Origin of the sequence: Thalassotalea sp. SU-HH00458, assembly GCF_040362795.1 — a bacterium.
In the GTDB taxonomy this organism is placed as follows: Bacteria; Pseudomonadota; Gammaproteobacteria; order Enterobacterales; family Alteromonadaceae; genus Thalassotalea_H; species Thalassotalea_H castellviae.
This window is the reverse complement of record NZ_BAABWW010000012.1, coordinates 51,778-69,887: the sequence shown is the minus strand read 5'-3', so window position 1 is coordinate 69,887 and position 18,110 is coordinate 51,778. Positions and strand designations below refer to the sequence as shown.

The following is an 18,110-nucleotide window of genomic DNA, read 5'->3' as shown; positions in this document are numbered from 1 at the left end:
TATCCTTTACATATGAAATTCCATATATATAATATTTCACATATTAAAGGTTGGTGACGTTATATGAATAATTCCATTAAAAACGAAACAACTCAAGAAGTACAAAACGCTAAACAGAAAGTGCTTTTTTTATGTACCGGTAATTCAGCAAGATCACAAATGGCTGAAGCATTATTAAGACATAAAGCTGATGATATATTTGAAGTATATAGCGCAGGAACTTCTCCTGAAATGGTTGATCCACGTACGATTGAAGCGTTAAGTAAATTTGGATTAGACACACAAAACCTTCAGTCTAAAGACATGTCCGAGTTTGCCGGTATAAATTTTGATTATGTGATCACTCTGTGCGATAAAGCGAATACTGAATGTAGAAGCTACCCTCACACCGAGAAACAATTAGCTTGGGACTTCCCAGATCCGAAAACACGTTCTGGTCATAATCCATTTTCAGCAACACTTAATGAGTTGAACAACCGCTTATCAATGTTTCTCTTAGTAGAAGAAAAAAAACTGATTAAGGTTAAAGAAAGCAATGACAACGATAAAATTGAAAACATAGACCCTATCGAATTTTATAAAACTCTTACCGACAATATTCGTTTAAAAACATTAATGTTAACTCACTATCACGGTGAGCTTTGTGTCTGTGAATTAATGACAGCATTAGACGAAGACAGCCAACCAAAAGTTTCTCGCAATTTAGCGGTATTAAAAAAAGCAAACATACTCTCCGATAGAAAACATGGTAAATGGGTATTTTATCGTATTACCCCTGAATTACCGCTTTGGGCAAAGTCGGTAATAGCGGAAACAACCGAAAATAACGTGCTATTAATCGCTGAAGAATTACAGCGTTTAAACGCAATGAATAACCGGCCAAATAAAGCTAATTTTTGCTCATAACCTAAATCATTGGAATCGATATATGACCACTCACCCTTTTGATATTTTAACGCTAGAAAATGGCGCTCAACTTATTTTCACGCCTTGCCCTGGCACTAAAGAAGCAACATTAGTAGATGCGGTCAGCACATTGAAACAAGCGGGTACTGAGATGTTAATCACGCTCATGTTTGATGAGGAAATGGAAAAGCTTTCGGCACAATCATTACCTAAAGTATGCGCTGAAAATAATATTGTATGGTTGCAGCTGCCGATATTAGATGACGCAGCGCCCAATCAAGCATTTGAAAGCCAATGGCAAGCACATAAAGCAAGCATCCTCGAAGTTATTAATAATAAAGGTACCATCGCCGTGCATTGTAAAGGCGGCTCGGGCCGTACAGGTTTAGTGATTGGGCTTATCTTAGCGGCTTACGGTTACTCGGCTGACAACGTTATCGAAGCAGTGCAAAAAATAAGGCCTAATTCTTTAAAAAACCCTACTCAGCTTGATTATTTTAACTCACAAATTTAAGGCAACATCATGACAATTAAAATAGGAATTAACGGCTTTGGACGCATGGGACGTTTAACAATGCGCGCGCTTTTTGATCAAGACGATATTGAAATAATTCATATCAATGATCCCGCGGGAAATGCCGAAACCTTAGCGCATTTATTAAATTTCGATTCTGTACAAGGTCGTTGGCACCATGATGCAATAGCCGAAAAAACAAATGATGGCGAAGTTATCATCATCGATAATAAAACTATCACTTGTACACAAAATGTTGCCACTCAAGACACAGATTGGTCAAAATGTGATGTGGTCATTGAAGCTTCAGGAAAAATTAAAACCAACGCATTATTACAAGCTTATTTAGCACAAGGCGTTAAACGTGTAGTGGTGACAGCTCCAGTGAAAGAAGAAGGTATTTTAAATGTAGTAATGGGTGTCAATGATGATTTGTACGACAAAGCCATTCATCCAATTGTAACCGCAGCTTCTTGTACCACTAACTGTATAGCACCTGTCGTAAAAGTTATTCATGAGAAGATTGGCATTAAACATGGTTCAATAACCACCATTCACAACATCACGAACACCCAAACAATTATTGATGCGCCGCATAAAGACCTACGCCGTGCCCGTTCTTGCGGCACTAGCTTAATTCCAACAACGACAGGTTCAGCAACGGCAATTACCCATATTTTCCCAGAGCTAAAAGGCAAATTAAATGGTCACGCGATTCGTGTGCCGTTAACCAATGCCTCTATTACTGATTGTGTTTTTGAAGTAGCAAAAGGGACGACTGTTGAAGAAGTCAATCAATTACTCAAAGATGCCGCTGATAATGAGCTCAAAGATATTTTAGGTTATGAACAACGCCCGCTTGTATCAATTGATTACAAAGGTGATCCGCGCTCAAGCATAGTTGATGCACTATCAACGATGGTCGTAAACGATACCCAAGTGAAAATTTACGTGTGGTACGACAATGAATGGGGTTATGCCAATAGAACCGCAGAATTAGCGTTAAAAGTTGGCTTATCCGACCGTTAATATCACGACAAAATTGTTTGAATAAAAACTAGGAAAAGCAATATGGGGCTGTTATCGCTATCAACATTATCACCACAAATTAAGCAATACTTGGTGGTAACTGGCAATTATTGGGCATTTACGTTAACAGACGGCGCTTTGCGCATGCTAGTGGTGTTGTATTTTCATCAGCTTGGTTATAGCCCCTTAAATATTGCAATGTTATTTTTGTTTTATGAAGTATTTGGCGTGATCACCAACTTAGTCGGTGGTTGGCTTGGTGCACGTCTAGGCTTAAACAAAACGATGAACATAGGGTTATTTTTACAAATAATAGCCTTACTTATGTTAGCCGTGCCCAGCGAAATGCTCACCGTGGTCTATGTAATGGTGGCTCAAGCATTATCGGGAATCGCCAAAGATTTAAATAAAATGAGCGCTAAAAGCTCAATAAAATTATTAGTGCCTGACAGCGAAAAAGACGGCGATAAAAACCACAGTGAAAGTAAACTATATCAATGGGTTGCTTTATTAACGGGTTCTAAAAATGCACTAAAAGGCGTTGGTTTTTTTCTAGGTGGTTTATTACTCACCTTATATGGTTTTAAAGGAGCCGTGCTGTTAATGGCTGCTTTGCTCGCTTTAGTATTCACTTGTAGCATACTCTTTTTAAAGGCGGATTTAGGCAAAGCGAAAAACAAACCTAAATTTAATGATATTTTCTCAAAAAGTGCTGACATCAATATTCTATCTGCTGCTCGCATGTTTTTGTTTGGTGCGCGTGACGTATGGTTTGTCGTCGCATTGCCGGTATTCTTGGCCGTTACCTTTAATTGGGATCATTGGTGGGTGGGTGGCTTTATGGCAAGCTGGGTTATCTGCTACGGTATTGTGCAGTCGATAGCGCCTATTATCACAGGTAAAAAATCAGGTAAAACCCCCTCTGGAAAAGCAGCTTTTATGTGGGCAAGTTACTTAACCTTAATTCCAGCTTTAATCGCGCTAACTTTACATTTTAACTTTTATATTCAAGTGTCAATTATTGTTGGCTTGATGATTTTCGGCGCGGTGTTTGCGATAAACTCTTCATTACATAGTTATTTAATTGTTAGCTATGCTGGTAAAGATGGTGTATCGCTCGATGTTGGCTTTTATTACATGGCCAATGCCATGGGCAGATTAATCGGCACATTACTTTCAGGTTGGGTATATCAAGCGCATGGCTTACAAGCGTGTTTATGGATATCTTCGCTATTTTTAGTAACGGCGAGCTTATTATCGTTAAAGTTAAAACGTAATTAGTTTTTCTTTTTAAGCGTTATAGTATTTTGGTAAATTCGTCCATCATGTATTTTTTCAAGCATGGCCAAAGAAGGAAGGCAGTCATCGTCAACATAATCAGCAAAATCACCACAAGGATCAAACACCAAAATATCTAACGCTAAACGGTCTAGCCCATATATTCCTCGATGGATCATATCTGCAGAAAACACTAATAAATCCCCTGCCGCTAACTGAACTTTTTGACCCAGTGATAGTGGCTCGTCACTTGTTCTACCATGCTCTTCTTGTCTTACATTATGCTCTTCTTCATTGTCCCAACGTTTATGCGTTTCAGGTACAAGTTCCATCCCTAATTCATCAAATAAAGGTACCCGTAAATGCACAACCTGCGTTTCTTGTATCGCCCGCTTTTGCCCTTCAATGTCGTGATCATACTGACAATCACGATGCCAAAAGTCTTTTTGATCCGGGTTTACCGGATTAAAAAATAATTGGGTATTCATAAACGATGGTGCCTCAGGAATAAGCAAATCAATGACCTTCATTAACTTTTCTGAGCTAATAAAGTTAAATAGCTTGAGTCTATCGTGAGTGGTTAAATATTGGCTACCGGTAATTAATGATGAGTTAAAAGCTTCTTCGTGATAAAAAGTAGCATTGTCTTGTTTCCAGGCATGGTGAAAAGTTAAAATCACTTTTCTTAATGCGGCTATCTCGTTAACTGAGAAATAATCTCGAATAACAAAATAGCCCTGCTTTTCATATTGTTTGACTAATTTTTCATGGAACTGATGATTTTCGTTTAACATTTATGCCTGTTTACCCACAATGAACTGCTGAGTAATTATCGCTTAAAAATGAAGGTTTCAACATCACTATTCGATTTTTATGGACAATAATTGAAGCACTTAATGTGCTAATTGAAATTGCCAAATATTACTGGTATTCACTTCTACTTTTTCGCAAGCAAAAGTTTGATGGTTAAAAGTCATATCACAACTAAATGGTACTTTTTGATCAAAACGATATATTGGCTGTGATAGCCTAGAATTCACATCGAAAACACGGTATTCCTTATTCAATATATAATAAATTTTGTCATCTCGTAATTGCCAATGACGCCATCCAGTAATGGGTAAAGATTGGATAATCTGTGATTCTATTTGTGTTTCTAAATCTATTTGAAATAAGCCGGGTTGGGTAAATTTAGTAAAATAGACATACTTATCATTGCCTTGCACACTATAACCACCTTTACGTGTGACTTGTTTCACTTGTAAATCATGTAAGGTTAATTGCCAAATATTCCATTTTCCATTAACTTCTGCGCTGAACATAATAGACTCATTCACAAAAGCAACATGATGAACTTTACCGAATGTAGGCACTAATGGTTGCCAAGTTTTTTCTTTCACAGAATAGAGATATAAACGATTATTCATACTAACGACGAGTTTTTCATCATCGGCTGACCACGACATTGCGCTAACATATTCAATCGTATCTTCAAATTCTATCGCGTAAGGGAACTGTTCATCTTGTTTGAGGTAAATAGATAACAGTCCTGTTCTATCAGAGACAAAAGCAAAACTATTTGATTGGTTAGCAAATTTAGCCCGGTGACTTATACCACTGCTTTGAGTTAGCGCTTGAGGTTGCGCTTTATTTATTGAATATTTAAAGATATTAACGGTTGATTGGCCCCGTTCACTGAAAATTTTCTGATTATTGTCGTCTTGCATCAAACGACCAAATTGGTCACTTTTTTCCACCGTTTCAAAGGCGATATTTTTAACATCGTAGAGGTATAAACCAGTATGATTTGATGTCAAAAGTTGATGATTACCTTGCCAAAGTAAACCATAAACATTATTAATAAATGGGACATTGGTCTGTATTTTATTATCCGCTAAATCAAGCAATTTTAATCTGTCTGTGCCATCTGCGTCATACTCGACAACCGCTAAAGTCAAGCTATCTTTGGAAAGAGCAAAAAGATAATCTCCTAAGTTATTCCCTGATTGAGCAGGATGGGTAAGTTGTGTTTTTCGCCCCGTATCTAATTGATAAGAATACAAGGCATAAGGCTCAGAAATACTATTTCTAAACCGGTATATTAAACGGTTTTTTCGTTGATCATGAACAATCGGTGTGAAAACTCTTTTTCCGCATTCGATAAGACGATGAAACTGCTGGCTCTTCTTATCAAAAAAAACAATTTCACAAGCCCTTTCTTCAAGGTTATTCAATCGTGTGGCATAAATGTTCCCATCGTTAGCCGCAATCACGTCGGTATAATAAAAATTATCCTGTGAAAGTCTTTGCGCTGTCATATTATTTTGCTGAAAATAGACTTGAGCATGAGTTGATTGCTCTGAGCGATGCAAATAATACAAGGTTTTAGTGGTACTGGCGTAAAAAGGATTAAAGGCACTCCCCATGGTTGAAGTGACAGGTTGTCGATCTACAATTTTTACATAAGCAGTTTTTTTAGCATCATTGAAAATTAAAATAAATATCGCCATCAGTAAAACTGAACTTACAATCCAAATACTCTTGAGGCTCAACAATTTTAAACTTTGAGTGATCTTGAGCTTAGGTTTGACATTCTTACTGTCATTTTCAAAAGAGCCGATTAAACGTGGTTTGACTGTAAGTCGATAACCAACTTTGCTGACGGTTTTGATCCATTGTGGCTTAGATGGTTGATCTTCGATTAATTTTCTTAACTCTCCAACCGCTCTATTTACGGCTGCATCACTGACAATTCGCCCATCCCATACTTCGTTGACTAATATTTCTCGGGGGATTGCTTCTAAAGGGTGTTGACAAAAAAAGACTAATAGCTCAAAAACACGCGGCTCAAATTCTAAAGGCTCACCTTGCTTAGTGACGATTATTTGTTCTGTGTCTACAACAATACTGCCAAAAGCGTAGTGCATTAAGTACCTTATTTGTCATTCATTACCATTTCATTATCTATTCATTGTCACCTCTTTATTGTGTTGAATCAATAAGCTGACAAACTAAAGCCAATTAACATCAAACAAGTTTTGTAAACAACAAGGAATGAAAATGCGTTCAATTATTTATATATTTTTTCTGCTTTTTCTTTTGTCTGCTTGCTCTAGCGACTCAAAAAGCGCGAAGACTTCAGTATCAGAAAAAGATAAAGCGGTGGTGGAAACTGGATTATCGTCTTCAAATCTAGCCATACCTGATAATCGCTTTGCCAGTCATTATCAAATTTTAATGTTTGGCAATAGTCATACTGCTGGCTTAGACTCGCTGATAAAATTACTGCTCCATGCAAGTAATGAAAATCTAACCGTCAATATTGTTAATGCCGGAGGAGGCTTTCTCGATAACCAAAGTAGCCAGCAAAGACGCTTAACATTATTAGAAAGCCAACCATGGACACATCTTATTTTACAAGGACAAAAATATTCGCAATCAGGTGCGTATGATTACTCAACAGCTTCTACGAAAGCATGGATAAATACAGCAAAGTCATTGAACATTACACCAATTTTATTTCCCGAACATCCCCAAAAAGGGAATACCGAGGAAGGAAAACGTATTCACGCGCTTCATACTAGCATAGCTGCCACACAAAGAGCTTGTGTGGCACCGGTTGGCTTAACTTGGGACAAAGTGATGATGACTGAGCCCACAATAAATTTACATCATGACGATGGTAACCACGCTTCATTAACTGGCCGGTTATTAACCGCTTTTATTTTCTACGAAGTGATCACCGGTCAATCAGCTGAGTTACTGCCTGTGCTCAATTCAAATGAAGTCGACGGGGCTACCCAGCAACTTTTAAAACAACTTGCTTCAACAACCATTCAAACGAACCTTCCTTGTACCTTCGAAAATGAGTAACCATTTCGACTTCACTTTCGTCACTTATCGTTTTTTATTGAGAAATAATTTACGATAAATGACGACTAGCTTTCATGTTTCTGTCATTTTCATAAGCGATAATCTAGTGTAAAAGTTTATTTAAGGTATAGTTATATAATCTTAAATAATAGCAATATAGAAGAGTCAAAAAATTAATCCTGCTACCCCTTTGTTACCTCCGAAGATAAGCTATAGTCAATTAAAAATCGCGACATTCAATTTATTTAATTATCTTGAACCACCGAACGCTTACTATGAATTTGAACGAATTTATAGCCTTGAACAATGGCAAAAAAAACAACATTGGATAGCGAATTATCTCAATGAATATCAACCAGATATTATTGGCTTCCAAGAAGTTTTTAGCATTGAATCTTTAAAAGCGTTAGTTGAGAAACAAGGCTATAGCCACTTTGCTGTTGTTGATGAACCACATATTGAAGATGACTTTATATATTCGAAACCCGTTGTCGCCATTGCATCTAAATTCGCTATTATTCAGACCAATTCAGTAAAAGTGAATAATGAATTAGCCTCTCTTATAGGATTATCTGATGAGTTTTCCTTCACCCGTCAGCTGTTAAGAGCGACGATTGATATTCCTCATTTAGGTCATACCGACTGTTATGTCGTCCATTTCAAGTCTAAACGTTCGATGATCGAATATCATGAGCAAAATGCTAATCAGTCAGCAGAAAAAACAATCATAGAAACGCTTAAAGCTCAAGTGGTTGGTGGTTGGGGATCAACCGTACAACGCGGTAGTGAAGCCACACTATTGATGGCAGAAATAATTTCTCGGCGTGAACAAACACAATATCCCATCATATTATTGGGAGATTTTAATCACCCGTTAGACGATGGCGTTTTAAATCAATTACTAACCAATACGCTCCGTTTCGCTTCAACATCCGATTGTGATAAATACCTAGCCAAATATTGCCTACAAGATGCTTGGCAATTAAGTCAAAAAGTGGCATTAAACAACACCACTTATGCAAATAAGAATCACGAGAAGCTTGATGGAAATACTTTATTGGTCTCTAACTCACGTGAAGCAAACCAGCAAAAAACAGCAGAGCGTATCCCTACTCATTATTTTGCTGGAAAAGGGTCAGTGTTAGACTACATTTTATTGTCTTGTGAATTTGATGCTAGTTATCACAACAGTCTTTATCAAGTAAGTAACCATCAAACTTATGATAAACATTTAATCAATCCTATCTTTGACTACGATGGTGAGAGTACCGACCATGGCATTGTTTTAGTCACTTTAACGTTACGATCGTAAAAATTAGCGCTAGTCGAATAACTAATTCTTACCTTATTACCTTATCGGTGCTACTGTTAAGGTAAAGGCGAAAGGGATTGAGTCAGACCTATTAGCCACTTCAGCTAAAGATTTACTCTTCGATTGTTTTAAACCAGCGATAAATAAAGAGTGAATATGAAACTTAATATTAAGAAGTTTTTCATAAGTTTATTGACTTTAATGATGGTGAGTTTGTCATCTATTAGTGTTGCTGAACAACTCATTTTTGTTGCTGAAGATTTACCTCCTTATCATTTTAATGGCCAAAATAATCAACCAACAGGCATTTTAGTCGACTTGATTGATGCCGTCATGTTGCAAGCAAAATTACCCTATAAAATTGAGCTAATGCCGTTTGCTCGTATTTACACGGTACCCCATGAAACCCCCAATGTCGTTATGCTTTCATTGATGAAAAGTGATGACAGAGCAGCAGAATTCAAGTGGATTGGCAAAAGTTTCAAAAGCAAAGCTTTTTTAGTGGGTCTAAAAAATAGAGAGGATATAAATATAAAAAACCTCGAACAAGCAAAGCAACATATTGTCGGCACGATACGGGGTTATCATTCTGAAAAATATTTAAAGGATGCTGGATTTACTGTCAATAAAAACATGCATTTGTCGGTTAATTATAAACATATGTGGAATATGTTATTTGAACAGCACATTGATTTCATCTTAACAAATTTTATAGCTATCGAAAAAGAAATGACCAGTATCGGTTTTAAGCAAAGTGATATAAAAGCGGTTATTGAATTAACTGACTTTCCCGGAGATTTATTTCTTGCCACTGGATTATCAACACCAGACAAGACAGTTAATAAACTATCAAAAGCGTTAGCGCAGATTAAGGAAAACGGCACTTATGATAAAATAATGAGCAAATGGGGAGCATAAATTACAATAACGCTTGTTATTAAGCCATTTTAACTTTATCTGCTTTTATTAACATATCGCCGTATCCTTCTACTTTACAGTCGAGAGGATGATCGCCCTCAATTAACCGTTTTATCGTAGCTTTACTGCCAATTTTTAGTACTGTCGAACTTCCCTTTACTCGTAAGTCTTTCACTAAGATTAACTTATCACCAACGGATAATTGATTACCGTGAATATCTTTGACAATCAATTCATCTTCATCTGGCTCATCAGGGTTCCATTCATAATGACATTCAGGACAAATGAAAAGCGTTTGATCTTGATAAACATATTCTGAAGAACAGTTAGGGCAATGTGGTAAAGTTTCACTCATGGTTGATGTTAAAAAATTAATAAGACACTGAGCTTATTTTATCAAGGTAACTTAAGCGTTGAAAAGTAAAAATAACCCGCTAAGCCAAACATTTAAGGTGTACCTTCTGTCGTTTCTCGTTAAAATATCGAATCATCCTAACGCTATATCGCAATCTTAAGGTACAACCGTGATCAGAATATTATGTTTAAGCTTGGCAATTTTATCTTTTTCTTTTACTGCCTTGCCGTTGAATGCCGCCAATACCAAAGGACAATATATTCAACCCGATAATTTATCACCTAAAGTGCGTATTGATACTTCTATGGGCAGTATAGTGATAGAGCTTGATCGCCTAAGGGCTAAAATCACCGTAGATAATTTTTTAGGTTATGTGATCCGTGGCCAATATGACCAAACACTTATTCATCGAGTCGAAGAAGGATACTTAATACAAGGTGGCGGCTTTATGACAAATTACACGGAAGTAGAACCTGATGAGCCTATTTTCAACGAATCAGGCAACGGTTTAAAAAACAAAGAAGGCACCATTGCCATGGCGAAACAGCTAAGTGATGCTCATTCTGCCACCAATCAATTTTTTATCAATTTAAATGACAATACAAATTTAGATCCCGGAAACTCATGGGGTTATGCGGTATTTGGCGAAATAATCGAAGGCTATGACGTGGTTGAAGCTATCTCTAAAGTAGAAGTAGGTTATAGTGAGCAATTAGGCTATCCAACCGTGCCGAAAAAAATGATCACTATTTTAAGGGTGGTTGTCCTTGATGAAGAATAGGCTGTCTGATTTTTCTACGATTTACCAACAAGCTATTTTTAATTGAATGATTAATTCTTGCCATGGCTAACATAATTAACTTACGGGGAAAATTGTGAATATTGGGTGAACAAGCTTAGTCACGAATTAATCAAACCAGCTTTGTGTGTTATTGATGATATAAACTAAAGACAACATCACCGGCACTTCCACCAAAACCCCAACAACGGTTGCTAACGCTGCACCTGAGTGTAAACCAAATAACGAAATAGCCACGGCAACGGCTAATTCAAAGAAGTTAGAAGTACCAATTAAACAAGCCGGTGCAGCAATATTTTGAGGTAATTTCATCCATTTTGCCGCGACATACGCAATAATAAAAATTCCATAGGTTTGAATCATTAATGGGATGGCAATTAAGCCAATAGTGGCAGGGTCTGAGAGGATAGTATTTGCTTGAAAACCAAATAATAACACCACGGTTGCTAACAAGCCGATAACAGAATAAGGTTTTAAACGCGATAGAAATTGCTCTATTGATTGTTCCGCATGCCATTCATTTAGTGCTTTTCTGGTGATAATCCCGGCTAGTAATGGTAATAGCACATACAAGACAACAGAAATAATTAAAGTTTCCCAAGGCACTTGAATATCACTAACTCCCAATAAATAGGCAGAGATTGGCGCAAAAGCAAAAATCATAATCACATCGTTTACTGACACTTGCACTAAAGTGTAATTTGCATCACCTTTGGTTAATTGTGACCACACAAATACCATAGCTGTACAAGGCGCCACCCCTAACAAAATCATACCTGCGATATACTCTTGTGCAGAAGCGGGATCGACTAAATCGACAAATATAAAATTAAAGAATAACCAGCCTAGGGCCGCCATAGTAAAAGGTTTGATGAGCCAATTTATCACCAGAGTTAACATCAACCCCTTGGGATTCTTTCCAACGTCTTTGATTGCTGAAAAATCAATTTGAACCATCATTGGGTAAACCATTACCCAAATAAAAACTGCGACAACAATATTTACGTTAGCCATTTCAAGGTTTGCGATGGCTTGAAAAACATTCGGCTGCCACAAACCTAAAATCACACCTAAAACAATGCTTAAAGCCACCCAAATAGAAAGAAAACGTTCAAAAATACCCACAAAAAATCCTTATTGTTTTAAGCTAGCTTACACGCATAATTCATCAGCATTTAAAAATAATAACGTGTCGGTTACCAAGCATAAATTAACACCGTAAAACACTTTGCTCTTCAAGAGTTATATCACTGGATCTAACAGAGGTGATAGTTATTTATCTTGGTCAGTCTTTTTGGGGAGATACTTATAACCATTCACCATTGAAGACACTAAAGCGCTTCGCTCTCGTCTCTCCGCAATGATAACTCCAATAATATGCAGTGGGATCAAAAATATCAGTCCATAGAAGCCATAGACATGTGCAGTAATAAAAGGTTTGCGAACTTCTCTCATTTTTTTATAAGCGATTTCATCTACGTTATCCTTTGAATTTGGCTTAATTTCATTCGCTTTGTCTTTATCAATAGCAATAGAATGGGCAAAATATTTTCCCAATGGAGGGTAGTAAATGTCTGTTCCCGCAATCACTAACCCTGAAATCATTTGAATTGTCATTAAAAAAAGTAAAGCAAATACCATCAATTTTCCCGCAGGGTTATGGCCTTTGTAAGTGCTCTTTTTCCCTTGAATAAAGTTCACTAACTCGGCTTTAAACCCTTTTTGAAAAGGTAAAATTTCAGTCCATCGTTCATGTGTTCTGCCTATAAAGCCAACCATAATTCTAATGATTAGGTTGAAAGCAAAAACGTAACCGACAAGCACATGTATCGTTTTTAATAACACTTTACCGTCAGTACTAACCCCAATCAGTTTACTATTAAGAATAATGACACCAATAATGATCAGTAATGAAATACAAATGACATTAATCCAATGAAAAAGCCTAATTTTACGACTCCAAACAAACACTTGCTCTCTTTTGTTACTCATAATATGTTCCTTTTCTGAGTTCATTCAAAATGACCACTGTCTAATACTGGAGTGATCCAATATTTTAACTTGGCACTAGGACAAACTGAACTTACGTTGCTTTTTAATTTATCAATATTGACTTTTGAAATCAGCACTTCAATTTGAAAATATGATTTATAGCCTTCAACCTGCTCCGAGATATCATATAAACTATGTTCTTTGCTATAACCATGAATATTTTTTAAATTAAACCCTGTGATGCTAGGTAAGGCAATTAACACATCAACAACATCATCTTTTAGCTCAGTTGGTACATTTAATGTGAATATGACTTGATCAACCATTTTTTTTCTCCAACCAAAAGTAAAAAACTGGCAATAAATAAAGGGTGGTTATTGTTGATGTTATAAGCCCACCAATAACAACGATAGCCAATGGTTTTTGAATCTCTGCGCCTGGACCTGTCGCAAAAGCAAGTGGCATTAATCCAAACATGGCAGTTGTTGCAGTCATTAACACAGGCCTAAGTCGTCGGTTTGCTCCATTGATAACACGAAGAATTAAATCTGTTGCAAAGACCTTTGTTTGTTCAAAATAACTTACCATTACAATGCCGTTTAACACCGCTACCCCTAGCAAAGCAATAAATCCAACCGAAGCGGGTACAGATAGATATTCTTTGCTTATATATAACGAAATCACGCCGCCCATCAAAGCAAAGGGAATATTGGCAAGAATTAAAGTAGATTTTGCAATTGAGTTAAAGGTTGTAAATAAAATAATAAAAATAAGCACCAGTGCTAATGGAATTAATAATAGTAAATTATTGGTTGCTCTTTGCTGACTTTCAAACTCTCCACCAAAAGATAAGGTATAACCTGTTGGGAGTTTTATTTTATCTTTTATTTTAGCTTCTAACTCATTCACATAACTGACAACATCTCTGATGGAGATATTAACACTCACAGATGAAAATCGATTGCCTTTTTCTCTTTCAATAAGCAAAGGACCAGATTTGAAACGTATCTCTGCAATTTGCGCTAAAGGTAATAACGTATTATCAGGCATAAGTATCAACTGTTTTTTAAGTGCTTGAATAGACGATAGTTCTCTTTGATTTAATTTGTGATTATAGTTTCCATTAAACACAATGGGGATAGTGCGATTCCCTTCAAGTAACGAAGATACTTGTACCCCTTCGACTTGAGATTTTAAATAATCACTGAGTGCGTCAGTCGATAAAGCAAATTGACTCGCCACTTCGGGAAGCAGCTTAATATTGATAAATTTTCCACCTTCAATAATAGCCATTTGAACATCTGAAGCCCCGTCAATTTCTTTTGCTAATTGGGCTATTTGTTCCGCTAACTTGGAAAGTGTTTGCATTTCATTGCCAAAAACTTTAATAGAAACATCTCCTGTTCCCCCCGTTAACATTTCAGAAACTCGCATTTGAATTGGCTGAGTGAAACCAACATTCATGCCAGGGTAATCACTGAGTGTTGCCCTGATATTTTCAATAAGTTCTGCTTTACTATTAAATCGCCATTGCGCTTTCGGTTTCAATTCCATAAAAACATCTGTTTCATTAAGCCCCATTGGATCTAAACCAAGCTCATCAGAGCCAGTTCTTGAAACAATTTGTTTTATTTCCGGCGTATTTTTTAATAAGGCTTGTTCAACTTGTTCATCAATATCGATTGAAGCAGACAATGAAATACTTGGTGACTTTTCTAATTGAACGATAATATCCCCTTCGTCTAAGGTTGGCATAAAGCTCTTTCCAAGTCCTTGGAAAAGAAAGAAACTAAAAATAAAAACACTAAACGATAGTACTATTATTACGACAGGCTTATTGATCACCTTTGTAAGTGTTTTCGTATAAAAACTCTGTAACACTTTGATTAATTTCGGTTGAGTCACAGGGCCATTTTTTAATATGAATGAAGCTAATATAGGAATAATAGTCAGTGACAAAACTAAAGCGCTTAACATTGCAAAAACAATAGTTAGCGCAACCGGCTTGAATAGCTTACCTTCTAAACCAGATAGCAATAAAAGCGGAGTAAAAACAATAATAATGATCACTGTACCTGAAAAGACTGGTGTTGCAACTTCCTTACAGGCTCGAAAAATCACATGTAACCGGGGTAAATGTTGATTGTTAGCTAACCTGTTGACTATATTTTCAACAATGACAACGGATGAATCAACTAACATGCCAATCGCAATGACTAAGCCACCTAAACTCATTAAATTTGCCGATAATTCAAATTGTTTCATTAAAATAAAAGTAACCAAAGCTGCCATAGGTAATGACAGTGAAACTACCAACGATGAGCGAATATCCCCTAGAAAAATAGCGAGTAAAATAATAACCAAAATCACTGCCTGACCTAAAGCAGTTGTTATTGTGCTTATAGCTGTATTAATTAAATTGGAACGATCATAAAAAACATTAATCTTGGTTCCATCAGGTAAAGATTTCTCTATTTCTTTTAATTTATTTTTTACATCTTCAACAACTTGTGCTGTATTGCTATTCTTTAATGCAATGATTAAACCTTGCGTTGCTTCAACACCATCTTTAGTGACCGCACCATATCGGGTTAAAGCACTTTCATTGACATTGGCAATATCACTAAGGCGAATCACTTTATTATCGATTATGCGAATAACGGTGTTTTTTATTGAATTTATGTCTTCAAATTTCCCTTCTGTTCTTAAAATTAAAGCATCATTACCTTTGATTAATCGGCCAATTCCGCCATTTCTATTCAGTAAAGAAATTGACGTTTCAATGTCTTTGTATGAAATGTTGAACTGTTGCATGGTTAAAATATTTGGCACAATCGCGTAAGTTTTTACATAACCACCCAAACTATTTACATCAGCAACACCGGATACGGTTCTTAATAATGGCCGTATTTGCCAATCAAGCAATTCTCTTTTCTCAGTAAGCGATAACAAAGGGTTTTCAACCGTAAACATAAACACTTCACTCAAAGGCGTACTCATTGGCGCCATACCGCCACTAATATTAGCGGGAAGTGATGACATAATACCCATCAAACGTTCATTTACTTGCTGTCTTGCCCAGTAAATATCTGTGCCATCTTTAAAATCAATCGTAATGTCTGTGATGGAATATTTAGTTGTGGATCTAAGCATCTCTTGTGAAGGTATACCTAGTAATTCAGTTTCAATTACTTTCGTCACTTGAGATTCTATTTCAACCGCATTCATGCCTGGTAGCTTAAGCACTATTTTCACTTGAGTAGGTGAGATTTCCGGGAAAGCATCTATAGGAATACTTAACCATGAATTAACTCCAGCAAACATCGCCATTAAAACAAATACACTGACAAAAAGTCGCTGTGTTAATGAGAATTTAACCAGTAAATTCAGCATCATTCTGCTCCCAGTTTAAGTAAGTAACCTTGCAAAATGCTTACTGAACTAATTAATGCTTTTTGGTTTGCAATATTCTCATCGCTTGTAAAGTAATAATCTCCCCCTGTCGACCCCATTATATTAATTGGAGTTAATACGACTTCGTTGCTCAATTTTATAGCAATATAATTAATGTCCTCAAATTCAAAAACAGCTGATTTATTTATTTGAAACCCATTGAAATTTTCTATTAGCGTAGCTTGTAAAACTTGTCCAATTGTGAAATTGCATTCAGAGACTTTTCTTGGTGTTGCCCATAATATTTTATAATATTTATCTGCTATATTTTCTATGTTATTGATCTTTAACAAACAGTTCGGCGATACTTTAATGTGAGATATTTGAGTTGCGCGAAGTAACGGAAGGGATACTTTGACTTGAATAGCATCAGCATCAAAAAGCTCAAAAGCAACCTCTCCTTCTAAGCTATTTTCTGATAAGTCTGGTATTTTTACTCTGCCTGCTCTAGGACTGATTAACGTCACTCTTTCATTTTCATCAATATTTAGAAAGGCCATTTGATGTTGGAAATGTTCAAATTTTAACTTCAAGTCGAAGTAGTTTTTTGTGATCGCCAGCCATTGAGAGCTTTTGATTATGTTGTTTTTAAAATATTCTTTATTGGTTTTATAATGTTTTTCAGCCGTTATAAATAATGTTTGAGCTGATTTATATTCATCAATAAAATGATGAACATCAAACCCTTCTACGGTTGCAACAGTATCTCCTTTATTAATCAAACTTCCATTATTTATAAGGTAACGAACACTTTGTACATTAAATGGAAAATTGACCGAATACATCTCACCGGGTTTAATGCTAACTTCGCCAATAACATTTTGCCCTTCAATAAAGCTAACTTGTTTGATCTCATTAAAGTGAGTCTCAAAACTTCCAAGTGTTGATAATGCAATTTTTTTTACATTATCGTAAGAAAAAGCGTGCGGTGATTGAAGTAAAACAATAAATAAAAGACAAAAAAGTGTATATTGAAACGTAGAATAATTTAGACTTTTTTTTATAAATAATAACATCATATGATTCGATTAACGTTTAAGAAATGTATGATGTGATAATTGCTTATTTTGAAAAGTCAATCATGAGACAAATGTCGAGCTTCCATAAATAAATTGTTTTTTTGTTGTATGGTACAAATGTCTATTGTTATTTTAAATAATTGTTAAATAAAGGTTTTACTATGAGAGATGGTGTAATAGCAATAATTTTATTACTCATAATGATCTTAAATTTTTTTGATGTACTAACAGATATTTCATTAGGTGTGCCCCTATGGCATATTTTTTCTGAGAGTTTAATTGTTGTTGTTTCTGCGATAGGTGCATTATTTTTAATTAGAGATATGAAAATTAGAACATCTAATATTGTTAATTTAAAGAAAGAGTTAAATTTATCTGATGACAAGTTAAGAAATATTTCTGATGAAATGAAAAATGCACGTCATGAATACAGTGCCATTATTCAAAATCAATTCGATCGTTGGGCTCTGACCTCAAGTGAACAAGAAGTCGCTATGCTGCTATTAAAAGGCCTCAGCTTTAAAGAAATGAGTGCTGTGAGAAACACCAAAGAAAAAACAATTAGACAACAAGCCTCAACTATCTATAGTAAGGCGAATGTTGAAGGTAGACATGAATTCGCTGCTTGGTTTTTTGAGGATTTTATACAAGATTAAATGCCC

17 protein-coding genes are annotated in these 18,110 nt (G+C 35.9%); 9 read left to right on the top strand and 8 right to left on the bottom strand.

Annotation, left to right across the window (positions count from 1 at the left end; all coding sequences use genetic code 11):
* Window positions 1-63 precede the first annotated feature (63 nt).
* Genes ABXH06_RS16350 through arsJ form a run of 4 tightly spaced genes read left to right on the top strand, consistent with a single transcriptional unit; the run spans window position 64 to window position 3,730 of the window.
* On the top strand, window positions 64-906 hold the full coding sequence (locus ABXH06_RS16350) for a metalloregulator ArsR/SmtB family transcription factor (protein ID WP_353518892.1): 843 nt from the start codon (window positions 64-66) through the stop codon (window positions 904-906).
* A gap of 22 nt (window positions 907-928) precedes the next feature.
* Window positions 929-1,420 carry a phosphatase domain-containing protein gene (locus ABXH06_RS16345; RefSeq protein ID WP_353518891.1) on the top strand — a complete coding sequence of 164 codons (492 nt, stop codon included), beginning with the start codon at window positions 929-931 and terminating at the stop codon, window positions 1,418-1,420.
* Window positions 1,421-1,429: 9 nt separating this feature from the next.
* Window positions 1,430-2,449, top strand: a complete 1,020-nt coding sequence (locus tag ABXH06_RS16340; RefSeq protein WP_311576307.1) for an ArsJ-associated glyceraldehyde-3-phosphate dehydrogenase — start codon at window positions 1,430-1,432, stop codon at window positions 2,447-2,449.
* A gap of 42 nt (window positions 2,450-2,491) precedes the next feature.
* On the top strand, window positions 2,492-3,730 hold the full coding sequence (gene arsJ / locus ABXH06_RS16335; RefSeq protein ID WP_353518890.1) for an organoarsenical effux MFS transporter ArsJ: 1,239 nt from the start codon (window positions 2,492-2,494) through the stop codon (window positions 3,728-3,730).
* Here the strand turns inward: arsJ and ABXH06_RS16330 are convergent.
* Both ABXH06_RS16330 and ABXH06_RS16325 read right to left on the bottom strand, forming a co-directional pair.
* Entirely contained in the window at window positions 3,727-4,521 is a 795-nt protein-coding gene (locus ABXH06_RS16330; protein WP_353518889.1) for a phytanoyl-CoA dioxygenase family protein, read from the bottom strand. The two genes, arsJ and ABXH06_RS16330, sit on opposite strands and share 4 nt — an antisense overlap.
* A 99-nt stretch (window positions 4,522-4,620) precedes the next feature.
* Entirely contained in the window at window positions 4,621-6,654 is a 2,034-nt protein-coding gene (locus ABXH06_RS16325) for a winged helix-turn-helix domain-containing protein (RefSeq protein ID WP_353518888.1), read from the bottom strand.
* 133 nt (window positions 6,655-6,787) lie between these two features.
* Here ABXH06_RS16325 and ABXH06_RS16320 point away from each other — a divergent pair, with 133 nt between their 5' ends.
* The 3 genes from ABXH06_RS16320 to ABXH06_RS16310 all read left to right on the top strand — a co-directional run bounded on the left by ABXH06_RS16320 (window position 6,788) and on the right by ABXH06_RS16310 (window position 9,830).
* Window positions 6,788-7,600: a putative periplasmic lipoprotein gene (locus tag ABXH06_RS16320; RefSeq protein ID WP_353518887.1), complete on the top strand. Its 813-nt coding sequence runs from the start codon at window positions 6,788-6,790 to the stop codon at window positions 7,598-7,600.
* Between the two features lie 190 nt (window positions 7,601-7,790).
* A complete protein-coding gene (locus ABXH06_RS16315; protein ID WP_353518886.1) occupies window positions 7,791-8,912 on the top strand; it encodes an endonuclease/exonuclease/phosphatase family protein in 1,122 nt (373 codons plus the stop codon).
* A 156-nt stretch (window positions 8,913-9,068) separates the two neighbouring features.
* Entirely contained in the window at window positions 9,069-9,830 is a 762-nt protein-coding gene (locus tag ABXH06_RS16310) for a substrate-binding periplasmic protein (protein WP_353518885.1), read from the top strand.
* A 19-nt stretch (window positions 9,831-9,849) separates the two neighbouring features.
* Here ABXH06_RS16310 and ABXH06_RS16305 read toward each other — a convergent pair whose 3' ends face one another.
* Window positions 9,850-10,185 (bottom strand): zinc ribbon domain-containing protein YjdM, encoded by a 336-nt coding sequence (locus tag ABXH06_RS16305; protein WP_353518884.1) that lies wholly within the window; start codon window positions 10,183-10,185, stop codon window positions 9,850-9,852.
* 169 nt (window positions 10,186-10,354) lie between these two features.
* Here ABXH06_RS16305 and ABXH06_RS16300 point away from each other — a divergent pair, with 169 nt between their 5' ends.
* The gene (locus tag ABXH06_RS16300) at window positions 10,355-10,966 is read left to right on the top strand and encodes a peptidylprolyl isomerase (RefSeq protein ID WP_353518883.1); all 612 of its coding nucleotides are present in this window, start codon (window positions 10,355-10,357) and stop codon (window positions 10,964-10,966) included.
* Between the two features lie 126 nt (window positions 10,967-11,092).
* Here ABXH06_RS16300 and arsB read toward each other — a convergent pair whose 3' ends face one another.
* The 5 genes from arsB to ABXH06_RS16275 form a co-directional block, all read right to left on the bottom strand.
* The gene (arsB, locus tag ABXH06_RS16295; protein ID WP_353518882.1) at window positions 11,093-12,109 is read right to left on the bottom strand and encodes an ACR3 family arsenite efflux transporter; all 1,017 of its coding nucleotides are present in this window, start codon (window positions 12,107-12,109) and stop codon (window positions 11,093-11,095) included.
* A gap of 147 nt (window positions 12,110-12,256) precedes the next feature.
* Window positions 12,257-12,976: a cytochrome b/b6 domain-containing protein gene (locus ABXH06_RS16290; RefSeq protein WP_353518881.1), complete on the bottom strand. Its 720-nt coding sequence runs from the start codon at window positions 12,974-12,976 to the stop codon at window positions 12,257-12,259.
* Between the two features lie 20 nt (window positions 12,977-12,996).
* Window positions 12,997-13,302, bottom strand: coding sequence for a DUF3240 family protein (locus ABXH06_RS16285; protein ID WP_311576337.1), 306 nt, complete (start codon window positions 13,300-13,302; stop codon window positions 12,997-12,999).
* A complete protein-coding gene (locus ABXH06_RS16280; RefSeq protein WP_353518924.1) occupies window positions 13,295-16,369 on the bottom strand; it encodes an efflux RND transporter permease subunit in 3,075 nt (1,024 codons plus the stop codon). The genes ABXH06_RS16285 and ABXH06_RS16280 overlap by 8 nt, the downstream gene beginning before the upstream one ends.
* Window positions 16,369-17,448 (bottom strand): type III secretion system chaperone family protein, encoded by a 1,080-nt coding sequence (locus ABXH06_RS16275; protein WP_353518880.1) that lies wholly within the window; start codon window positions 17,446-17,448, stop codon window positions 16,369-16,371. Before ABXH06_RS16275 ends, ABXH06_RS16280 begins: the two co-directional genes overlap by 1 nt.
* A 161-nt stretch (window positions 17,449-17,609) precedes the next feature.
* On the opposite strand from ABXH06_RS16275, the gene ABXH06_RS16270 reads away from it, so the two are divergent.
* On the top strand, window positions 17,610-18,104 hold the full coding sequence (locus tag ABXH06_RS16270; RefSeq protein WP_311576341.1) for a helix-turn-helix transcriptional regulator: 495 nt from the start codon (window positions 17,610-17,612) through the stop codon (window positions 18,102-18,104).
* The last annotated feature ends 6 nt before the right edge of the window (window positions 18,105-18,110 follow it).